Annotated in this window: 24 protein-coding genes and 1 pseudogene; 13 read left to right on the top strand and 12 right to left on the bottom strand. The window is 59.6% G+C overall.

The features are described 5' to 3' along the window. Positions 1–27 precede the first annotated feature (27 nt). Entirely contained in the window at positions 28–405 is a 378-nt protein-coding gene (locus GDV60_RS20460) for a hypothetical protein (RefSeq protein ID WP_159908589.1), read from the bottom strand. 199 nt (positions 406–604) lie between these two features. Here GDV60_RS20460 and GDV60_RS20455 point away from each other — a divergent pair, with 199 nt between their 5' ends. From GDV60_RS20455 to def, 3 genes are all read left to right on the top strand, one after another. Beyond that, entirely contained in the window at positions 605–796 is a 192-nt protein-coding gene (locus GDV60_RS20455) for a CsbD family protein (protein WP_029296443.1), read from the top strand. A gap of 175 nt (positions 797–971) precedes the next feature. Further along, positions 972–1,925 (top strand): YihY/virulence factor BrkB family protein, encoded by a 954-nt coding sequence (locus tag GDV60_RS20450; RefSeq protein WP_029296445.1) that lies wholly within the window; start codon positions 972–974, stop codon positions 1,923–1,925. A 3-nt stretch (positions 1,926–1,928) separates the two neighbouring features. Then, a complete protein-coding gene (gene def / locus GDV60_RS20445; RefSeq protein ID WP_029296447.1) occupies positions 1,929–2,468 on the top strand; it encodes a peptide deformylase in 540 nt (179 codons plus the stop codon). Here def and GDV60_RS20440 read toward each other — a convergent pair. Beyond that, entirely contained in the window at positions 2,465–2,881 is a 417-nt protein-coding gene (locus GDV60_RS20440) for a GNAT family N-acetyltransferase (protein WP_092237734.1), read from the bottom strand. The genes def and GDV60_RS20440 overlap by 4 nt on opposite strands. Before the next feature lie 805 nt (positions 2,882–3,686). On the opposite strand from GDV60_RS20440, the pseudogene GDV60_RS27180 reads away from it, so the two are divergent. Together GDV60_RS27180 and GDV60_RS27175 are read left to right on the top strand one after the other, a co-directional pair. Further along, a pseudogene (locus GDV60_RS27180) lies at positions 3,687–4,463 on the top strand (PAS domain-containing protein); the annotation flags it as partial. After that, on the top strand, positions 4,437–5,006 hold the full coding sequence (locus tag GDV60_RS27175) for a methyl-accepting chemotaxis protein (protein ID WP_371923832.1): 570 nt from the start codon (positions 4,437–4,439) through the stop codon (positions 5,004–5,006). The pseudogene GDV60_RS27180 and the gene GDV60_RS27175, both read left to right, overlap by 27 nt. A 53-nt stretch (positions 5,007–5,059) precedes the next feature. Here GDV60_RS27175 and GDV60_RS20430 read toward each other — a convergent pair whose 3' ends face one another. From GDV60_RS20430 to GDV60_RS20415, 4 genes are all read right to left on the bottom strand, one after another. Further along, positions 5,060–5,560 carry a hypothetical protein gene (locus GDV60_RS20430; RefSeq protein ID WP_029296453.1) on the bottom strand — a complete coding sequence of 167 codons (501 nt, stop codon included), beginning with the start codon at positions 5,558–5,560 and terminating at the stop codon, positions 5,060–5,062. A gap of 150 nt (positions 5,561–5,710) precedes the next feature. After that, positions 5,711–6,448 carry an NAD(P)-dependent oxidoreductase gene (locus GDV60_RS20425; protein WP_159908588.1) on the bottom strand — a complete coding sequence of 246 codons (738 nt, stop codon included), beginning with the start codon at positions 6,446–6,448 and terminating at the stop codon, positions 5,711–5,713. A 10-nt stretch (positions 6,449–6,458) separates the two neighbouring features. Further along, positions 6,459–7,091: a glutathione S-transferase family protein gene (locus tag GDV60_RS20420; protein ID WP_159908587.1), complete on the bottom strand. Its 633-nt coding sequence runs from the start codon at positions 7,089–7,091 to the stop codon at positions 6,459–6,461. A 179-nt stretch (positions 7,092–7,270) separates the two neighbouring features. Next, positions 7,271–8,302, bottom strand: coding sequence for a LacI family DNA-binding transcriptional regulator (locus GDV60_RS20415; RefSeq protein ID WP_178121364.1), 1,032 nt, complete (start codon positions 8,300–8,302; stop codon positions 7,271–7,273). Between the two features lie 213 nt (positions 8,303–8,515). Between GDV60_RS20415 and GDV60_RS20410 the strand changes: the two genes are divergently transcribed. Continuing rightward, complete coding sequence (locus GDV60_RS20410; protein WP_029296460.1) at positions 8,516–9,049, top strand: gluconokinase; 534 nt, start codon at positions 8,516–8,518, stop codon at positions 9,047–9,049. An 83-nt stretch (positions 9,050–9,132) separates the two neighbouring features. Next, a complete protein-coding gene (locus GDV60_RS20405) occupies positions 9,133–10,485 on the top strand; it encodes a GntP family permease (RefSeq protein ID WP_029296462.1) in 1,353 nt (450 codons plus the stop codon). A 118-nt stretch (positions 10,486–10,603) separates the two neighbouring features. Here the strand turns inward: GDV60_RS20405 and alaC are convergent, their stop codons facing one another. Then, positions 10,604–11,815: an alanine transaminase gene (gene alaC, locus GDV60_RS20400; RefSeq protein WP_029296464.1), complete on the bottom strand. Its 1,212-nt coding sequence runs from the start codon at positions 11,813–11,815 to the stop codon at positions 10,604–10,606. 195 nt (positions 11,816–12,010) lie between these two features. Here alaC and GDV60_RS20395 point away from each other — a divergent pair, with 195 nt between their 5' ends. Continuing rightward, positions 12,011–12,490: a GyrI-like domain-containing protein gene (locus GDV60_RS20395; RefSeq protein ID WP_092237723.1), complete on the top strand. Its 480-nt coding sequence runs from the start codon at positions 12,011–12,013 to the stop codon at positions 12,488–12,490. Between the two features lie 40 nt (positions 12,491–12,530). Here the strand turns inward: GDV60_RS20395 and GDV60_RS20390 are convergent, their stop codons facing one another. The 3 genes from GDV60_RS20390 to GDV60_RS20380 form a co-directional block, all read right to left on the bottom strand. Then, positions 12,531–13,727 (bottom strand): hypothetical protein, encoded by a 1,197-nt coding sequence (locus tag GDV60_RS20390; RefSeq protein ID WP_159908584.1) that lies wholly within the window; start codon positions 13,725–13,727, stop codon positions 12,531–12,533. A gap of 156 nt (positions 13,728–13,883) precedes the next feature. Continuing rightward, positions 13,884–14,489 (bottom strand): pyridoxamine 5'-phosphate oxidase family protein, encoded by a 606-nt coding sequence (locus tag GDV60_RS20385; protein ID WP_159908583.1) that lies wholly within the window; start codon positions 14,487–14,489, stop codon positions 13,884–13,886. A gap of 20 nt (positions 14,490–14,509) precedes the next feature. Continuing rightward, positions 14,510–14,995 (bottom strand): N-acetyltransferase, encoded by a 486-nt coding sequence (locus GDV60_RS20380; RefSeq protein ID WP_133715392.1) that lies wholly within the window; start codon positions 14,993–14,995, stop codon positions 14,510–14,512. 147 nt (positions 14,996–15,142) lie between these two features. Between GDV60_RS20380 and GDV60_RS20375 the strand changes: the two genes are divergently transcribed. From GDV60_RS20375 to GDV60_RS20360, 4 genes are read left to right on the top strand one after another with little or no spacing between them, the layout of a single operon-like run. Next, complete coding sequence (locus GDV60_RS20375) at positions 15,143–15,562, top strand: nuclear transport factor 2 family protein (RefSeq protein WP_070995339.1); 420 nt, start codon at positions 15,143–15,145, stop codon at positions 15,560–15,562. A gap of 42 nt (positions 15,563–15,604) precedes the next feature. Next, on the top strand, positions 15,605–15,949 hold the full coding sequence (locus GDV60_RS20370; protein ID WP_029296475.1) for a YciI family protein: 345 nt from the start codon (positions 15,605–15,607) through the stop codon (positions 15,947–15,949). A gap of 34 nt (positions 15,950–15,983) precedes the next feature. Beyond that, positions 15,984–16,460 (top strand): SRPBCC family protein, encoded by a 477-nt coding sequence (locus tag GDV60_RS20365; protein ID WP_070995340.1) that lies wholly within the window; start codon positions 15,984–15,986, stop codon positions 16,458–16,460. Next, a complete protein-coding gene (locus GDV60_RS20360) occupies positions 16,457–17,686 on the top strand; it encodes an RNA polymerase sigma factor (protein WP_159908582.1) in 1,230 nt (409 codons plus the stop codon). Before GDV60_RS20365 ends, GDV60_RS20360 begins: the two co-directional genes overlap by 4 nt. A 7-nt stretch (positions 17,687–17,693) precedes the next feature. On the opposite strand, the gene GDV60_RS20355 is transcribed toward GDV60_RS20360, so the two are convergent. Continuing rightward, positions 17,694–18,548, bottom strand: coding sequence for a LysR family transcriptional regulator (locus GDV60_RS20355; protein WP_133715394.1), 855 nt, complete (start codon positions 18,546–18,548; stop codon positions 17,694–17,696). A gap of 90 nt (positions 18,549–18,638) precedes the next feature. On the opposite strand from GDV60_RS20355, the gene GDV60_RS20350 reads away from it, so the two are divergent. Next, on the top strand, positions 18,639–19,085 hold the full coding sequence (locus GDV60_RS20350; protein WP_092237702.1) for a multidrug/biocide efflux PACE transporter: 447 nt from the start codon (positions 18,639–18,641) through the stop codon (positions 19,083–19,085). A 15-nt stretch (positions 19,086–19,100) separates the two neighbouring features. On the opposite strand, the gene GDV60_RS20345 is transcribed toward GDV60_RS20350, so the two are convergent. After that, positions 19,101–19,859 carry an SDR family NAD(P)-dependent oxidoreductase gene (locus GDV60_RS20345; RefSeq protein WP_159908581.1) on the bottom strand — a complete coding sequence of 253 codons (759 nt, stop codon included), beginning with the start codon at positions 19,857–19,859 and terminating at the stop codon, positions 19,101–19,103. Positions 19,860–19,950: the final 91 nt, after the last annotated feature.

Genomic DNA, 19,950 nt, shown 5'->3' with positions numbered 1-19,950 from the left:
CCAGCTCCCACATTTTTGAGCGCGTGCCTACAGGGCGAACTGCGCAAAGCTCACGCCAGCGCCCGTCGGGCGTACATCCTTGAGGAACGAATCCTTATCCGCGCTCAGCTCCAGGGTAATCTCCGGCTTGCGCTTGCCCGCATTGCGCACCACCAACCCTTCAAGCTTTTCACGCAGGAACGCGGTCGGCACTTTCAGGTGCAACAACTGGTCGGTCTCGGCGTTGTGCATCAACAAGTGAATCCACTCGTACTGGCCGATGGCAATGCGGGCCACCGGCAGGTCGAACCACCAGATGTTGCGCTTGCGGTCCAGATCGGTGAAGTGGCAGTTGTTGACGCCGAGCACGGCACCGCCCAGTTCCAGGTTTCTGCGGGCGATGGCCTGTGATTTATTGAGTTTCATAACCTTCCTACGGGATCTGTTATTCAGCGATTGAGCCTGAATCTGCCGGGCATTCTCGGGGGTTGGCGGCAAAACATAAAGCCAAACCTGTAGCGGGTGATGAAATGCCTCACGCAAATAATTGAAACTCTGCGCAGAGGCCCAGGGTCAACCCTTACGTAATGACCAAAACCCTCGATTGTTCTTACGGAGAAATACCATGGGCAGCACAGCGGATAAGGCAAAAGGTTTAGCGAACGAAGCCATCGGCAACATCAAGCAAGGTGTCGGCAAAGCCACTGACAACACCAAGCTTGAGACCGAAGGCAAGATTCAAGAGAAGAAGGGCGAAGCCCAGCAAGCGGTCGGCAAGGTCAAGGATGCGGTAAAGAATACAGTCGACAAGGCTTGATTCCAGCATTTGCAACACGCAGTACAACGGCCATCCACGGATGGCCGTTTTTATGTCACGCCCGATGTTTAAAGTTTCGAAATTGTTTCAAGGTCGCCAAATAGGCTACCTTGATGTAGAAAACGGCCCCTGAGTCGCCCACGAACTCAACCTTTTTGCGGCGAAAGGAGACGCTATGATTTTTCCGGTATTAAAAGATCTGCCGCTGCACCGCGTATTGATGCGCACCGTCACAGAATTCATCGATGACGAGATGCCCACCTACGCCTCGGCACTGGCCTACCAGATGCTGTTTTCGCTGTTCCCCTTCCTGCTGTTCCTGATTGCCCTGATCGGTTTCCTGCACCTGCCGGATTTCTTCAGTTGGCTGCGCCTGCAATCGGAACTGGTGCTGCCGCCCCAGGCCCTGGAGCAGGTCAACCCGGTGATCGACCAATTGCAGCAATCCAAGGGCGGGCTGCTGTCGGTGGGTATTGTCATCGCGCTGTGGACCGCCTCGGCCGGCGTGCGCCTGATGATGAGCGCGATGAATGCCGCCTACGACGTGGTGGAAGGCCGGCCGATCTGGAAGCGCTTCCCGCTGTCGATTCTCTACACCGTGGGCATCGCCGGCATGTTGCTGGCCGCTGCTGCGCTGATGGTGCTGGGGCCGCAAGTGATGGAGTGGCTGGCCGGGCAGATCGGCATGCAGGAATTTGTCGTTACCCTGTGGACCATCCTGCGATGGCCCTTGATCGTGATCCTGCTGATGTTCGCCGTGGCGTTGATGTACTACGTGATGCCGGATGTGAAGCAGAAATTTCGCTTTATCACGCCAGGCTCAGTGCTGGCGGTGGTGGTCTGGATCGTGGCTTCATTGGGCTTTGGCTATTACGTCAAGACCTTCGCCGACTACAACGCCATGTATGGCAGCATCGGTGCGATCATCGTGCTGTTGTTGTATTTCTACATTTCCGCCGCCGTATTGTTGCTCGGTGCGGAAATGAATGCGGTGATCGAACATATGTCCGCCGAAGGCAAGGATCCGGGGGAGAAGGATTTTGGCGAACACCACCCCGATGAAAAACAGCATGTCTCGGGCCTCGGCCGGGACCACTCGATTCCCAAGCCCACCACTGATGAAACCTGACCGATGATTCGTGAAATCCTGAAAATGGGCGACGAACGCCTGCTGCGTATCGCGCCACCGGTACCACCGGAAATGTTCGACAGCCCCGAGCTGTGGCAACTGATCGATGACATGTTCCAGACCATGGAGCATGTGGGCGGCGTCGGCCTGGCCGCGCCGCAGATTGGTGTTGATCTGCAACTGGTGATCTTCGGCTTCGAAAGCAGCGAGCGCTACCCGGATGCCCCGGCGGTGCCCCAGACCATCCTGATCAACCCGCTGATTACACCGCTGAGCCCGGTGTTGGAGGAGGGCTATGAAGGCTGCCTGTCGGTGCCAGGCCTGCGTGGTGCAGTGGATCGCTACCAGCAGATTCGCTACGAAGGGTTTGACCCCAAGGGCGAGCCGATTGTGCGGATTGCCGATGGTTTCCATGCGCGGGTGGTGCAGCACGAATGCGACCACTTGATCGGTCGCCTGTACCCTTCGCGCATCACTGATTTCAGCAAGTTCGGGTTTATCGAGGTGATGTTCCCTGAACTGGATCCTGCCGCCGACGCCTAGGCCTGGCGGCACACGCCCATGGCGATCATCGGCTTGTTGCGCTTATAGCGCACCAGGCGCTCGGCCAGGGACTGTGGCAACACCGTCTGCTGGCTGAAGCCCTGGGCTGCATAAAACCCTTCCAGGTCCGGGTGGCACAGCAGCCATACCGAGCCTTCGACAGGCGCGATCGCTTGCGCAATCAGCCGCGTCGCCAGCCCTTGCCCACGTAATGCCGGATCGACAAACAGCCCGGTCAGCCACTGGCCGCCGACCACCGGGCTCAGACACAGACCGGCCACAATCTCGCTATTACGCGCCACCCACAATTGGCCGCCCTTGAGGGCTTTCATCGATGAATTGTGGCTGCGATAAAACTTGTTAAGCAGCGGCCACAGGGGCTCTGCCAGTTGATCAATGTGCAACTCGGGCATGGTGGTATGACAGGTGTGATCCAGGGGCGGGGATTATAAGTCGGGCAAAGCGCCTTCTGGTGGACAATAGGTGTTATACCCCTTGTTACTTCCTCTGTTAGTGGAGCATGCAGCATGGCCAAAGGTATGGATTCAAAGAAAGCCGCGAAGAAAAAACCGGCAAAGACCGCTGATGAAAAACGTGCGGACAAAAAAGCCAAGAAGACCGAGACAGGCCTGTTCGGCCACTGAGTACTTCACTGTAGGAGCGAGCTTGCTCGCGAAGAGCGTTAACGAAAACGCGTGTTCGCAGGAAAAACACGGCGCTCTCGAGCTTTTCGCGAGCAAGCTCGCTCCTACAGCGGCATCGATACATCCTGCCCCTGCACATCCCCTTCAACACCTGTCTATAAATGCTGGCTGATTAATGGCCTTGCATAGCGCCAAGCCCTGTCTATGCTCACCCATAACCACTTATGTCGCTTGCCATATGAAGCGTTTCGGGTGGCTGTTTGCATAGTGGTTGATGAGCACTATACAAACTGTGAATAGATAAGTGCGTATGTCAAAGCGCCGGAAAAAGGAGCTGCAGGTTAAATGGATTTACGTGTGTCGGTTAAAGCGGGCCCCGGCTGGGGTCATCAAGAAAAGGATGCCTTGAAACGAGCGTTGTCCCATGGACTCTCCGATTAGCCATCATTTATCTATCGCCTGACACTTGTCCTGCCTTATGGACAGCTGCGTTTGCCTGTTTTGTGGAAAGTTGTACTGGGTCAAATCCAAGAACTAACCGTCATTCAAAGACAGCGCTGAAGGTGATCCGATCATGTTTAACCTCCACCACAAATCCGACCTGTTGGAAATCGAGCGCTTTTCCTGCGCGCTGACCCAGGCCCAAGCCAAGTTGGCGGCCATCAGCCGTTCCATGGCGATGATCGAGTTTGATCGCGACGGCGTGGTACTGGATGCCAACGAAAACTTCTGCAAGGTCATGGGTTACAGCGCCGAGGAAGTACGCGGTAAACACCATCGAATCTTCTGTGAAGAGTCCTATTACCGCAGCGATGACTACGCCAAATTGTGGCGCGACCTGGGCCAGGGCGAACCCATCAGCGGCACGTTCATGCGCTTGACCAAAACTGGCCAGGAAGTGTGGCTGGAGGCCAGTTACATGCCGGTCTACGGTCCGGATAAACAAGTGCAGAGCGTGATCAAGGTGGCTGCGGACATTTCCGAACGGGTTCACCGCGAGCACGAAAACCAAAGCCTGATCGATGCCATAGGCCGCTCCATGGCGGTCATCGAGTTCACGCCCCAGGGGCAGATCCTCAATGCCAACCAGAACTTCTTGAAGACGGTGCAGTACTCCCTCGGTGAAATCGTCGGCCAGCACCACAGCATGTTCTGTCATCGCGCCGAGGTGGAATCGCCGACCTACAAAGCATTCTGGGCGTCACTGAACCGGGGCGAATTCCACTCCCATCGTTTTGAGCGGCGCAACAAACAGGGTCAGACGCTATTTCTGGAAGCCTCCTACAACCCAATCTTCGATGCCAACGGGCGTCTGTACAAAGTGGTGAAGTTCGCCAGTGACATCACCGACCAAGTCACTACCTTGCGCACCGCTGCCGATTCGGCCCATGCCACCTCGGTGCAGAATGACGCCTGTGCCCGCAAGGGTTCGCAAGTGGTGCAGCAGACGGTGCAGATCATCGAAGAAATTTCCCGCGACCTCAATCAAGCGGCAGTCAGCATCGACGCGGTAAGCAAGCAGTCGGACATTATCGGCACCATCGTGCAGACCATTCGTGGGATTGCCGATCAAACCAACCTGTTGGCGCTCAACGCGGCCATTGAAGCGGCACGGGCCGGTGAGCACGGACGGGGTTTTGCGGTGGTGGCGGACGAGGTGCGCAGCCTGGCGGCGCGTACCAGCCAGGCGACAATCGAGATTGTCGATGTGGTGCGCAAGAACCACGACTTGTCCCTGAGCGCGGTGTCGAGCATGCAGTCGAGCCTGAGTCGTACCGGGCTGGGGGTGGAGTTGGCCAATGAAGCGGGGCAGGTGATCCTGGAGATCCAGGAAGGCTCGCGGCATGTGGTGGACGCCATCGGCCAGTTCAACTCCACCCTGCAACTGCAATAGTGCCTCTGTGTAGGAGCGAGCAAGCTCGCTCCTACAAAGGGCGTTGTGCTAAGTCAGATCGCCGCCAGGGCGTCTTTCACGGCCTTGATCTGCGGATCCGCAGTCTTCTCGGCGAACTGCTCCGCTACCTGCATCTTTAGGCGATCAGCCACTTCCTGGGCAATAGCGTCTTGTTGTTCCACGGGCATCGCTTTTACATCGTCTTCGGTCAGGCCCTTTTCCAGCAGGATCTGATCGCGGATGCGTTCGGCCGGGGTCTTGGTCATATAGTCGGTGAATTCTGCGCGAGCCTGGGTGCTGGTCGCGGTGGTCGGCGTGGCACTGGTCGGCGGGGTCGCTTGCAGTTGCAGGCGGGTCTTGGCAAAAGCGGCATCCACGTTGCTTGCGGTGGCGTCAGTGGCCTTTTGCGTGGCCTGCACCTGGGTCGCGGCAGCAGCATTCTGCACGTTCTGCATCACGCCACTGTACAGCGCACTGGCGGCGGCGTTGGCGGGGTCCAGGTCGGGGCGTTTGGACTGTTGGATCACGGACGAGACTTGGGTATTGACCAACATGATCGGGCACCTGTGGGTTTGAACGATGCAGAGGATTTAGCAATTAGCGTGCCGAGAGCCAACACCCCCGGATTCATTGGCGTTGAGGGCGCTGGATAGTCATGAGGGGTGCCGCCAACGGCCAATGTTTGCCGCCGGCGGCCACAGGCTTCAGTAGGTGATGGGAATCTCGAATAACTGGAACGCATCATCTACCGGTCGATAACCCAGGACCCGCGTGGTCTCGCTCAAATCCAGGCGCTTGAAGCGGTTGTTGGAAATGCCATGGGCGATCAGGTGCTTGACCCCCTCGGCCTCCACCGAACGCTGCAACAACTGGACGGCATCCCGAGGGCTGAGCCAGGCGCTGAGGTCGCGAGCGTTGTTCAGGTCGTGGGTTTCGGCAAATTCAAAGGCCCCAATGCGTAGAGCGATGGTGGAGAGTGGGGTTTTGGCCGCGTAATACCCGCACAGCGCTTCGCCGTAGCATTTGCTCACGCCATACAGGTTGGCCGGCAGCACCGGCATGCCGGGGGTGATTTGCCGGTCCACCGGATAGCCTTCGATGGTCTGGGCGCTGCTGGCGAAGATCAGGCGCTTGACGTGGGCGGCCGCGGCCGCTTCGAACAGGTAGGTGGTGGCGAGGATATTGTTGGGTAGCAGTTCGTCAAAGGTCGCGCTGGCGTGGGGAATGCCCGACAGGTGCACGATCACATCGATGCCGTCGAGCAGCGCTGGCAGTGCGGTTTTGTCGCTCAAGTCGGCCTGCACGAAGCGATGGCCGTCGAGGGCGAAGCCTGGTGTGACGCGGTCGGTGAGGGTGAAGCGGTAACGATCTTTCGAGGCCTCGAAGAAGGTCTTGCCGATTCTGCCGCAGGCACCGGTGAGCAGTACGTTGAGTCCTTTCATCGTGTAGTCCTTAGTTGTGACCGTCGAGGGCAAAAGCCTGGAAACCTGGGCGCTGGCTGAGTAGGGCGTAGTACGCGTCCACAGCCGGGTAGGCAGGGCGCTCCATGGGCGTCATCCGCCAGCGGTGCACTGACAGGCCGATCAGGATATCGGCCAGGGTGAAGTTATCCCCGGCCACATAGGCGCCGGTTTTGATCAATTGTTGCTCCAGCAGCCCCATCTTGTCGTTCCAGCCGCGCACCCCGGCGGCAACGCGCTGCGGGTCCTGGAAGTCCGGGTTGTTGCGCACCAGGGCATGGAAGGCGTAGCCCCAGGAGGGGTTGAGCTCGGTGGCTTGCCAATCCATCCATTGCTCCACCCTGGCCCGTGGCGCAGGGGCGGCGGGCAGCAGGTCGTGGCGTTGGTGCAGGCCCACCAGGTAACGGCAAATGGTGTTGGATTCCCATAGCACGCCGTTGTCATCGACGATGACCGGTACCTGGGCGTTAGGGTTCAAGGCAAGGAAGTCGGGTGACTGGGTAGGGGTGAAGCCGATGCCCCAATCTTCACGCTGGTAGGGGATAGCCAGTTCCTGGCAGGTCCACAGGACTTTTCGTACGTTGATGGACGAAGTGCGACCCAAGATTTTCAGCGCGTGTCCCATGGTGCTTCCCTGGCAAAAGGTGAGTTGGGCAATTTAGCAGGGGCGCGCGAGGACAGCGATAGAGTTAAGTGGGCACGCTCAAAAATGTGGGAGCGGGCTTGCCCGCGATAACGGTGTGTCAGGCAATACATCTGGCACTGATACACCGCTATCGCGGGCAAGCCCGCTCCCACATTGGTTCAGGTGCTCTCGCGCACCTTCAATTCAAACCCCATATCCACCACCGGCCGGGCGATCTTGTTGCCTGCCATCACTGTCAGCAAATGCTCTGCCGCGCGTCGGCCAATGGCTTCGCGCGGGGTGCTGATGCTGCTCAGGCGCGGCACCATGAAGCTGGAGGCGGGCAGGTCGTTGAAGCCCAGCACTGCGATTTGCTCCGGCACCTTGATCCCGTGGCGCAAGGCTTCGAGCAGGGCGCCGTGGGCGAGGTCATCGTTGCCGAAAAAAATCGCATCCACGTCCGGATGGCTGGCCAGCAGTTGCAGGAACAATTCGCCACCCAGGCCCACCGACGAGGGGCGTGGGGTCAGCAGTTCCAATGCCGGGTCATACAATCCAGCCTTCTGCAGGCCTTGGCGGAAGCCTTCGCCGCGCAGCAGCGTGCGCTGGTCCAGCTGTGCGCCAACATAGGCCAGGCGCTTGCGACCCCGGGAGATCAGGTGCGCGGCGGCGGTTTCACCGGCACTGATCTGCGAGAAACCCACGCAGTTGAGGCCGGCCGTGGGGTCCAGGTCCATCATGTACACGCAAGGTACATTGCTCGACTCCACCATGCGCCGGGCGCTTTCGGTGCGATCAAAACCGGTCAGCAGCAAGCCCCGCGGCTGATAGGCCATGTAGTTGCGCAGCAGGTTTTCTTCTTCGTCCCGGGAATAGTGGGTATTGCCGATCAGCACTTCGAAGCCCTTGGGCCGCAACACCTGGTGAATGGCCTCCAGGGTTTCGATAAACAGCAGGTTGGACAGCGAAGGCACCAGCACCACCACCGACTGGCTCTGTGCAGAGGCCAGGGCGCGGGCGGCCGGGTTGACCACGTAGCTCAGCTCGGCGGCGGCTTTTTGCACCTTTTCCACCAGGTCGGGGGCCACGGTGCTGATGCCGCGCAAGGCCCGGGAGGCCGTGATCGGACTGACGCCCGCCAGGCGGGCAACTTCGTTGAGGGTAGGGCGACCCGTCGTGCGGGTATTTTTATCGTTCTTGGAGGTCATCAGGCGGCTTGCCAAACAAAAATCGAGGCACTAAGGTAGCGCTGTCTCCAAAGGCCTGCAAATACTTGCGCAAAGGGTTGCCTGATCCTTGCTCAAACGGTTGGAGCGGATGCACGCGTCACTCCATAAAAATGACAATTAGGCGCGGGAAAAGCCTGTTTTTGCACTAGCCTTAGGGCGTGCAAAGGTAGCGCTATCTGCGTCCTGAGGTGTTTCATGAGTCAACCTGTTACCGCCCTGGTCATCATGGGTGTTTCCGGCTGTGGCAAGTCCAGTGTCAGCGAGGCCCTGTGCCTGTTGAACGGCGCCACCGCCATTGAAGGCGACAGCTTTCACCCGGCTGCCAATATCGAAAAGATGAGCGCAGGCCATCCTCTCAACGACGACGACCGTGCCGGCTGGCTGGACATCCTCTGCGATGAGCTGCGCCGTGCGCTCAAGGCTGGCGAGCATCCAGTGCTGACCTGTTCGGCGCTGAAGAAAAAATACCGCGATCACCTGCGCGAAGCCGCGCCGGGCCTGGGCTTTGTCTTCCTGGAACTGACCCGCGAGGTGGCCGCCGACCGCGTGTCCCATCGCCCCGGCCATTTCATGCCGGCCAGCCTGATCGACAGCCAGTTCGCCACCCTCGAATCGCCTATCGGCGAGCCGCTGACCCTGGCCCTCAATGCCAGTGAAGACAGCATCGAGGACCTGGCCGCGCAGACCCACGCCTGGTGGCTGACCCACGGCTTTGAACCTTCCCGATGATTTTTTGGCCGAAAGATAGCGCTATCTGGCGGCACGAAACTCAACACCCGCTTTAATAACAACAACAAACAGGAGAGACCCCCATGTTTGGAATGTCCCACGAGTCGTACCTGCTGCTTGATGCAGTGGTCACTATCATCGGGCTGATCGTGTTGATCACCCGGTTCAAGGTTCACCCCTTTATTGCCCTGATCATCGCCGCAGGCTTCCTTGGCCTGACCTCGGGCATGCCCGTGGACAAGATCATCAAGGCCTTCCAGGACGGTTTTGGCGGTGTGCTCGGGTTTGTCGGGATTATCCTGGCGCTGGGTACGATGCTCGGCAAGATGATGGCCGAATCCGGCGGTGCCGATCAGATCGCGCAAACCCTGATCCGTGCTTTCGGCAAGGACAAGGTGCAATGGGCGATGATGTTCGCCGCCTTCCTGGTGGGCATCCCGCTGTTCTTCGAGATCGGCTTTGTGCTGCTGATCCCGCTGGTGTTCATCGTCGCGCGCCGTACCGGTGTATCGCTGATCAAGATCGGCATCCCGCTGCTCGCCGGCCTGTCGGCGGTCCATGGTCTGGTACCGCCGCATCCGGGGCCGCTGCTGGCCATCGGCGTGTTTGGCGCAGACATTGGCAAGACCATTCTCTACGGCCTGATCGTTGCCTTGCCGACCGCCATCATTGCCGGGCCGATCTTCGGTACGTTCATTGCCAAGCACATCCCGGGCAACCCGTCCCAGGAGCTGGTGGATCAACTGGCCCGTGAGACCGACTCGAAAAACCTGCCGAGCTTCAGCATCACCCTGATCACCGTGCTGCTGCCGGTGTTCCTGATGCTGCTCAAAACCTTTGCTGACATCGCCTTTGCCGAAGGCAATGTGGTGCGCAACTGGATGGACATGATCGGCCACCCGATCAGTGCCTTGCTCCTGGCGTTGCTGCTGTCGCTTTACACCTTTGGCCATCGCCAGGGCATCCACTCCAAGCAGATCCTCAAGCTGCTCGACGCCAGCCTTGCGCCGACCGCCGCGATCATCCTGATCATCGGTGCCGGCGGTGGTTTCAAGCAGATGCTGGTGACCAGCGGCGTGGGTGACGTGATCGGCCATATGGCGGTGACGGCGCAGATCAATCCGATCCTGCTGGCCTGGCTGGTAGCGGCGGTGATTCGCATTGCCACGGGTTCGGCGACCGTTGCCACCATTACTGGCGCGGGTATCGTGGTGCCGGTGGTGGGTATGGTGCCGGGGGTCAACCTGGAGTTGCTGGTGCTGGCGACGGGGGCGGGGTCGTTGATTCTGTCGCACGTCAACGATGCAGGGTTCTGGTTGGTGAAGCAGTACTTCAACATGACCGTGGCCGAGACGTTCAAGACCTGGACGGCGATGGAGACCATTCTGTCCATCGTGGCACTGGGCTTCATCATGTTGCTGTCGTTGGTGGTGTAACCCAAGCAAAATGTGGGAGCGGGCTTGCCCGCGATTGCGGTGTATCAGGGCAAGATGTATTGCCTGACACACAGCAATCGCGGGCAAGCCCGCTCCCACATTCGTTATCGGGCGGCTATCAGGCTTTGGTGACCAGCCCATCAGCCCGGAACATGGCCCGGATCCCGCGCACCGCCTGGCGAATGCGGTCCTGGTTCTCGATCAGCGCAAAGCGCACATGGTCATCGCCATACTCGCCAAAGCCGATCCCCGGCGAGACACACACCTTGGCTTCCAGCAGCAACTTCTTGGCAAATTCCAGGGAGCCCATGGCGGCATACGCCTCGGGAATCTTCGCCCAGACGTACATCGACGCCTTCGGGTTTTCCACCATCCAGCCCAGCTCATGCAGACCCTTGACCAGCACGTTGCGGCGTTGGCGGTATTGCTCGGCAATGTCTTTCACACATTGCTGGTCACCTTCCAGCGCGGCAATGGCCGCCACTTGCAGCGGGGTGAAGGTGCCGTAGTCGTGGTAGCTCTTGATGCGCGCCAGGGCGTTGACCAGTTCGGCGTTGCCAACCATAAAGCCAATGCGCCAGCCGGCCATGTTGTAGCTCTTGGACAGGGTGAAAAACTCCACCGCAATGTCCTTGGCGCCCGGCACCTGCATGATCGACGGGGCTTTCCAGCCGTCGTAGACGATATCGGCGTAGGCCAGGTCGTGGATCACCAGCACGTCGTACTGTTTGGCCAGGGCGATCACCCGCTCGAAGAAATCCAGCTCCACGCACTGCGCCGTGGGGTTGGACGGGAAGCCGAGGATCATCATCTTGGGCTTGGGGATCGAACCGCGAATCGCCCGTTCCAGCTCGGCAAAAAAATCCACGCCGGGAATCAGCGGCACCGAGCGCACCTGGGCGCCGGCAATCACGGCACCGTAGATGTGGATCGGATAGCTGGGGTTGGGCACCAGGACCGTGTCGCCCTGATCCAGGGTGGCCAGCATCAAGTGCGCCAGGCCTTCCTTGGAACCGATGGTGACGATGGCTTCGGTTTCCGGGTCGATATCCACTTCGTAGCGATCCTTGTACCAGCGCGAAATAGCGCGGCGCAGGCGCGGGATGCCTTTGGAGGTGGAGTAGCCGTGGGTGTCTTCACGCTGGGCGACGGTCACCAGTTTCTCCACGATATGCGGTGGAGTCGGGCCGTCAGGGTTACCCATGCTCAAGTCGATGATGTCTTCGCCGCGCCGACGCGCAGCCATCTTCAGCTCGGCAGTGATATTGAAAACATAAGGGGGAAGTCGATCTATGCGCGCAAAGCGGCGCGGCGAACCTTGGTCAGCCATTGTTGCCTCGGAGTACGTAAGCGCCCGGAACCGTCCGAGCGACGTCGGCCACTGCGGTGGCCTGCGGGGCAGACAATACGGGCGATGACAGCCGGTTGTCCAGATGGCGTAGGAAATTTTTCCATCTGGAGTGTGAAGTGCGTATGCCCCTATACTCGGTATGGTTTTGGTCACTCACCCATGGAGATTGTGCAGATGAACCAACAGGCAACGCTACCCCTCGAACCCCGCATGGAAGAGGGCAAGGCCATGGTGATCGCCGGGGTCGGCGGTCATTACGGCAAGGCCACGCTGGGGGACATCCCGAAGTTGTGGGAGTTGTTCGACACCTGCATCAAAGAGATCAAGAACCGCATTGGCGGCGTGACCTACGGCGTTTGCTACAACGCCACGCAAGAAGAATTCGATTACATCGCCGGGGTCGAAGTGCCGGCCAAGGGCGATGTGCCAAGCAACTTCGAATCCATCGAAGTGCCGGCCAATCATTATGCGGTCTTTGCGCATTACGGGCCGGTGTATGCGCTGTCGCAGACCTATGAGCGAGTCATGTACGAGTGGCTGCCGACCTCGGGTTACACAGTGGCGGGCGCGGATTTCGAGCGCTACAGCGCCGACTTCGATGTGGATAAGGGCACCGGCACCGTGGAAATCTGGCTGCCTGTCAAGAAACGTTGAGGCATACGGCCGAGCTGCCAGGGCAGCTCAGCCGGTAGTACTACTGGCTGAGCAGTCGCCCGATAAAGGATCCGCGGTAACTACTTAGAACACCACTGCTTTGCAGTTTTTCACCCGGTTGTACCAACTCCAGTGTGTCGACAAAGGAATGCTCGGGCCGTCCTTGCGGATCGCGCCATGCCTGTGCAATACCTTGCTGACCAAAATCGGGGTCCAACCGACCGGTCACGGTGTGCCTGATCAGATCAACCTGGGCGCCGTTAGAGCTACGCGCTAAAGCAACAACTTTCCCATCGGCCTGGGTCACGACATCGGTATAGGAGTAAATATTGGAGCTGCTCTCCACAGGTTTTCCGCCATTGAACTGCGGGTTGGCTTGACCGTCGGCAAGTACACTGGCCACGAAGTTCATCTCTGATGGCAAGTAATAACTCCCCCCCGCGACAGCTATTTGACCATTTGGCCCCTTCGCGAGCGCTGAGATTTGTTTGTTTTCATTATTTGAAAACTCCAGCTCAACGACCCCCTCCTTGCCGAACGTGGAGTCCGGTTGGCCATTTGCAAGAAACCCCCTCATATGTGCCCTGCGGGTGTCGGTGCCAGTTCTGGTGCCGGCGATGACAAAACCGCTGGAGGTGATCAGTAATGTGTTGAGAAGGGTATTTGGCGACTCAATGGGCCCGAGATATCCAAAGTTGATCAGCTCGCCGCTGACGCTGAGCTGAAAGATAAAACTTTGGGTGCCATCATGGAACACAGAAACGATCTTGTTATCGGCTTGCACCGCAAGACCCCCTCTGGGAAGTAGGCCGGTGTAGATTCTTTTCCCGAGTTCTCTGGTTCCTGCGATGCCAAACGAGTGATCCACTTCGCCGGTTTGTGCATTGAAGCGGGTAATAAATGCGGCGCCCTCGTTTCCACGCGCAGCCAATAACAGGGGTTTTCCGTCGGGTTGAATGGTCAGGTGAACGAGGCGGATGACCTCGCTAGTTTCCGTTTCCCAAGTCCCGTAGTTTAAATCCAGTTCTCCAGCAGGTGTATGTTTGGTTACGACGATACGTCTTTCACCTGCGGCGGAAGTTAACCCTACAGTAATGGTTGACCCATCGTTGAGCACGCGGGAAATTCCCTCGGACTGTAGGGCGATAACAGTACCGTTTTTAGGGGATGAGTTACCAAACGAAAGGTCTGGGGCTCCAGCGCTATTCATCGGGGGGGTGTTGGATGGAATGCTCATGGTCACTCTCCATGGGGAAGTTTGGAATTCCCATTCCTGCTCGATGTAGACGTTGAGCGACAACCTTGGTAGTTCAGTAAAAACCCAGGGCGAAAGCCTGTATAGCTGTGAAAGCTGACAGTAGACAGCTCAGGTTTTGTATGGAGTTGCAGTCGTTCAATAGAGACTGTTCTTTACCCGCTCCGGCATCTCCCGGTCATAGGCCTCGGCATCGAACTGCCCATCATTCAAACGCTTGTGAATGGCGCCCGCTGATGGCAGCGCCGTGCGCTGCAGATGCTTGTCCGGGTTCCAGCAGTCGGAGCGCACAAAGGCTTTGGAGCAGTGGAAATACGCAGCGTCCACCTGCACCACAATCACCGACCGCGCTGGCTTGCCATTCACCGCAAAGCTTTCCAGCAACTGAGGCTCGATGGAGATCTGCGCCCGCCCATTGACCCGCAACGTCTCACCGATCCCCGGGATGATAAACAGCAAGGCGATGCGCGGGTCCACCAGCAGGTTGCGCAAGGTATCGAGCCGGTTATTGCCCGGCCGATCCGGAATCGCCAAGGTGCGCTCATCGATGATGCGCACAAACCCCGGCACATCGCCCCGAGGCGAGCCGTCGAGGCCATCAGGTCCGCAAGAACTGACAATCACCAGCGGCGAGGCTTTCAACATCGCCTGGTAATCCTCATTGAGAAATCCGATTTCCTTGTGCACGGCGCGCTCGTGGGGCTTGCCGTAAAGGGTTTCGAGCTGTTCGAGGCTGGTTAGCATGGGAGTCTCCTTGTGCGTCATCAGAACAGTAGCGACAACCGCCGCTCATAGCCAACCCGCCCCTTATACGCCTCGCCCCGGTCTACCCAGCCTTGCTGCAAGTACAAGCTCATCGCCGCCACATTGTCGCTGTCCACCGACAACTCCAGGGCGGTGATCTGCGGCCAGGCCTGGCGGGCGGCGGCGGGCAGGGCTTGCAGGCAGGCTTTGCCGAAACCTCGGCCTTGTTGGTGGCGATCGACTTGCAGGGCGTGCAGGGTGGCGCTGTGTTCGCTGGCCCAATGGGGCAGGCAGGGCGGGCGCTTGAGTAGCAGGAAGGCTACGGGAATGTCGTCGGCCAGCAGGGCGAAGCCCTTGATGCCGGGGCTGGGGTTGACCTGCAGGCTGTTCAGCGCGCAGTAGATGTCGCCGCTATAGGGCAGTTGCTCGGGGTGGACTTCCAGAGTGGCGAGTTGCTGTTGCTGGACAGCGGTCAGCGTCTCATAGGGCGCGAGGCGGGTTTCCATCGGGCAGGTATCCGAAGTCCTACAGGGAAGTCGCGAATTCTAGCGGCTTTACCCTCGGCGAAATTATTTTTCGCAGGCTTGTCGATTTGCCGGCGGGGCATTCGACCAAAGGTGTCTTCCGTGATTTGCACCCCGAGGAGCATCGCCATGAACAACGCAATCAACAGCCTGATCGAGCAATGGAAACAAGCAGTCATCGCTAAGGATATCCAGCAGATTGTCAGCTTTTACGCCGACGATATCGTCGCGTTCGATGCCGTCAATGCCCTGCAGTTCAAAGGCAAGGCAGCCTACCGCGCCCATTGGCAGGCCTGCATGGAGTCTTGCCCGGGCCCCGGTGTCTTTGAGTTCCATGAGCTGCATATCGTCGCCGCCGAAAACAGCGCCTTTGCCCATTGGCTCGCGCACTGTGGTGGTTCGGGGCCAGACGGCGTGCTCAAGACCTGCTGGATGCGCGTCACCGCCGGTTATCAGCGGACCAACGGGCAATGGCAGGTGGTGCATGAGCACTGGTCTGCACCGTTCGATATGGAAACCGGCGCCGGTCTGTTCGACCTGAAACCTTGATCGCCGCCAACTATAGTCAGTAGTCCGCAAACGGAGAACGCCATGAAATACCTGTGCCTGGTCTACAGCGCCGAAGCCTTGCTGCACAGCCTGCCCGACAGCCCCAAGGACCCGGAATGCCACGCCTACGCCGAAGCGATCCACGCCAGTGGCCGCATGCTCGCGGCGCAGGCCCTGGAGCCGGTGAGCACGGCCACCACCGTACGCATGCGCAACGGCAAGCTGTCGATCACCGATGGGCCGTTCGCCGAAACCAAGGAGCAGCTTGCCGGCTTCTACCTGATTGAGGCCAAGGACTTGAATGAGGCGCTGCAGGTAGCCGGTGGTATCCCGGCGGCGCGGGTCGGCAGTGTGGAAGTGCGCCCCGTGCGTGAATTGAATCTCTGAACCCAACAATCATAAGACTCAGGAGGTTTACCCAATGAACACTCAACCTGCTGCATTCGAACTGTCCATCAGCCGCGTGATCGACGCGCCACCGAGCCGGGTGTTTCGTGCCTGGACCGAGCCGGCCTTGTTGCAGCAATGGTGGGGCCCCCACGGCATGACCACGCCGGAGTGCGAAATGAACCTGTGGGTCGGTGGTCTGTTTCGCACCCTGATGCGCGCGCCGGATGGCAGCGAGTATCCGACCCAGGGCGTATTCCTGGAGATCGACGCGCCGCGCCGGCTGGTGTTTACCGATGCATTCCTGCCGGGTTGGATTCCATCGGGCAAGCCGTTCATGAGCGCCGAAGTGACCTTCGAGGAGGTCGAGGGCAAGACCCGCTACACCGCCCGCGCCATGCACTGGAGCGAAGCCGACAAGCAGGCCCATGAAGCCATGGGCTTTCATCAGGGCTGGGGCGAGAGCCTGGATCGGTTGGTGAGCCTGGTGACCCAGAGCCTGCGCGATTGACCGTCAAAGACCAGGTCGAGGCGATCTACCGCAGCGAGTCCCGGCGCATCCTGGCGACCTTGATTCGCCTGCTGGGGGATTTCGACCTCGCCGAAGAAGCCCTGCATGAGGCGTTCTTCGTCGCGGTCGAGCGCTGGCAGCAGGAGGGGGTGCCTGACAACCCGCGGGCGTGGCTGGTCTCGACCGGGCGCTTCAAGGCCATCGACCGTCTGCGTCGCCAGGCCCGCTTCACCCCGTTGCTGCAGGAGCAGGCCGATGCGCTGCAAGCGGCTGACTGGAGTACCGAAGACGTGGAAGACGACCGCCTGCGCCTGATTTTTACGTGCTGCCACCCGGCGCTGGCGGCGGATGCCCAGGTGCCGCTGACCCTGCGTGAGATTTGTGACCTCACCACCGAGGAAATTGCCCGGGCCTTCCTGGTCACGCCGGCCACCATCGCCCAACGCATCGTGCGCGCCAAGGGCAAGATCCGCGAAGCGAGGATTCCCTATCAAGTGCCTGCCCTGGCGGAGTTGCCCGAACGCCTGGACAGCGTACTGCGGGTGATTTACCTGGTGTTCAACGAGGGCTATTCGGCGTCCATGGGCGCCGACCTGACCCGTGATGACTTGACCCGCGAGGCCATACGCCTGGGCCATCTGCTGTTGGAGTTGCTGCCGGAACCGGAAGTCATGGGCCTGCTGGCCTTGATGCTGCTCCACGAGTCCCGGCGCCCGGCCCGGTTATCACCTGCCGCTGAACTGGTGCTGCTGGATGAACAGGACCGCACGCTGTGGGATGCAGGGTTGATTGCCCAAGGCTGCGGGTTGGTGCAGCAGGCTCTCGCCACCCGGCGCTTTGGTCCTTACTGCCTGCAAGCGGCGATTGCGGCAGTGCACGCCGAGGCGCCGAGCGCGGCGCCGACGGATTGGCCACAGATTATTGGTTTGTATGACGTGTTGCTGAGGATGCTGCCGTCGCCGGTGATCGAACTCAACCGCGCTGCTGCCCTGGCCATGCGCGATGGGCCCTTGGCGGGGTTGCAGCAAGTGGAGGGAATCCTGGCGCGTGGCGAGTTGCTGGACTACCACCTGGCGCATTCGGCGCGTGGGGAGTTCTGTCGGCAATTGGGGCGTATGAAAGAGGCGCGCCAGGCCTACGAAAAAGCCCTGGCCCTGACCCATCAAACCCCGGAAAAACGCTTCATCGAACGTCGCCTGGCCACCTGCACCGACACCTCCTTGTAGGAGCCGGCTATTCGAGCATTTTTTCCAGCAGCCAGCTCCCCGCAGGTCCTGGCGGGTGTTGCCGTGACCATAAGGCATCCACGGCCACCGAGCGTGGCCAGCCGCGAGCCTTGAGCTCCACCAGCTGACCATTGGCAAAGCGCTCCACCAACCAGCGCGGCAAGGCTGCCCAGCCAAAACCGAGGATGGCCATTTCCATCAGCATCAAAAAGCTGGGGGCGGACCACACTCGGCCGGTCTGCCGGTTTTCATTGGGGTTGATGATGCTTGCCAGGCGCAGCTCGCGATGTTGTTGCAGGCTTTGCTGATTGATGGGATCGAGGCTGGCCAGTGCATGCCGCGGGGAAACAAACAGCGCAAGCTGCGCGCCCTCATCGACGGTGGCATGGGTCAGGTCTGGCGGGTAGACCTCCTGGGCCTCGATAAACGCGAGCTGCGCCCGCCCGCTTTGCACCAGGGCGATGAGGTCTTCGCATTCGGCAATCAGCCACTCCAGTTCCAGGTCCGGATAACGTTGTTCCAGGGCGCTGAGCAGGGTTTCGAAGCGTCCCGACTGATAAGTATCGGACATGGCAATACTGAGCTTGGGCTCCAGCCCCTGGGACAACTGGCTGGCGGCAAGCTCCAGGCGGCTGCTGGCCTCCAGCACGTGTTCGGCCCGTTGCAGCAGCACATGCCCGGCCGGAGTCAGGGTGGGTTTGCGGCTGCTGCGGTCGAACAGCACCACGTCCAGATCAATCTCCAGGCTGGCCACTGCGGCGCTGACCGTTGATTGGCTCTTGCCCAGTTTGCGCGCCGCCGCCGAAAACGAGCCTTGGGTCGCCGCTTGCACAAACGCTTGCAACACTTCATGCGAAGCCATCATCTATCGCCTTGATCGATGGTTATTGATTATTAAGTATCGAGTGCGGGATCGATAATGGCAACCCAAGACATTCCCAGAGCCACACTTATGAACACCACCAAGTCCGTCACCGAACGTGTTTTCCAGGCCCTTGGCTTCGAAGGCCTGGCCTTGCTGATCTGTACCCCGTTGCTCGTCTGGATCACCGGCCGGCCGGCCCTGGAAATGGGCGCGGTGACCCTGGCCATCAGTTTGTTGGCGCTGACGTGGAATATGATTTTCAACAGCGTGTTCGACCGCCTCAAGGTGCGCCTGCAACTGGCCAACAGCGTCAAGACCCGGGTCATCCACGCCCTGCTGTTCGAGGGCGGGCTGATTCTGTTTGCCGTGCCGCTGATTGCCGCGTGGCTGAATATCAGCCTGATGCAGGCGTTTATCCTGGATATCGGCGTGCTGTTGTTCTTCCTGCCGTACACCTATGTGTACCACTGGGTCTACGACGTGCTGCGGGAAAAATTCCTGTGCAGGAGCGAGCTCGCTCGCGAAGGACGTTAACGATGACGCGGGCCGTCAGACGAACATCCCACCCGACGCCTCGATGCGTTGCCCGTTGATCCACTTGCTGCCATCGGCCAGCAGCGTGGAGATCGCCCCGCCAATGTCGTCCGGCAGGCCGACCCGACCGAGGGCCGTGTTGCTGGCGACAAAGGCATTGATCCCGGCGTTATCGCGCACCGCGCCGCCGCCGAAGTCGGTTTCAATGGCGCCAGGGGCGAGCGTGTTGACGCTGATCCCTCGTGCACCCAACTCCTTGGCCTGGTAGCGGGTCAGTACTTCCACCGCGCCTTTCATTGAGGCATACGCGGCATAGCCCGGCAGGCTGAAACGCGCCAGGCCGCTGGAAATATTGATGATGCGCCCGCCGTCGACGATGTGCGCGAGCAGCTTCTGGGTCAGGAAAAACGGGCCCTTGAGGTGGATTGCGACCATTTGGTCGAACTGTTCTTCGGTGGTCTCGACAAAGCTGGCGTGGGTGCCGATACCGGCGTTGTTGATCAGGAAATCGAACTGTTCCTGTGCGAAAACTTCCTTCAGCGTGCGGCCAACTTCGCCGACGAAGCCGTCGAATGTGGCGCTTTTGCTCACATCCAATTGCAACATGGCGGCGCGGCCACCGAGTTGTTCAATCTGCGCCACGACTGCCTGTGCCTCTTCGGCCTTGCTGTAGTAGGTGCCGATAATGTCGATGCCTTGGGCGGCCAGGTGCAGGGCGGTGCTTTTGCCCAAGCCACGGCTGGCGCCGGTGATCAGTGCGATTTTACGGGTCATGGTGCAGTCCTCGGAGCGGGTGGGTAACGCTGGGACTGAGTGTATTTGTCCGGGCATTACGTGATAAACATGGCTGATCCGGAATCACTGG

The sequence above is a fragment of the Pseudomonas sp. DTU12.1 genome, from assembly GCF_009873475.1.
GTDB classification, from domain to species: domain Bacteria; phylum Pseudomonadota; class Gammaproteobacteria; order Pseudomonadales; family Pseudomonadaceae; genus Aquipseudomonas; species Aquipseudomonas proteolytica.
Note: the sequence above shows the minus strand (reverse complement) of the source record. Positions and strands in the feature narration are given on the sequence as shown.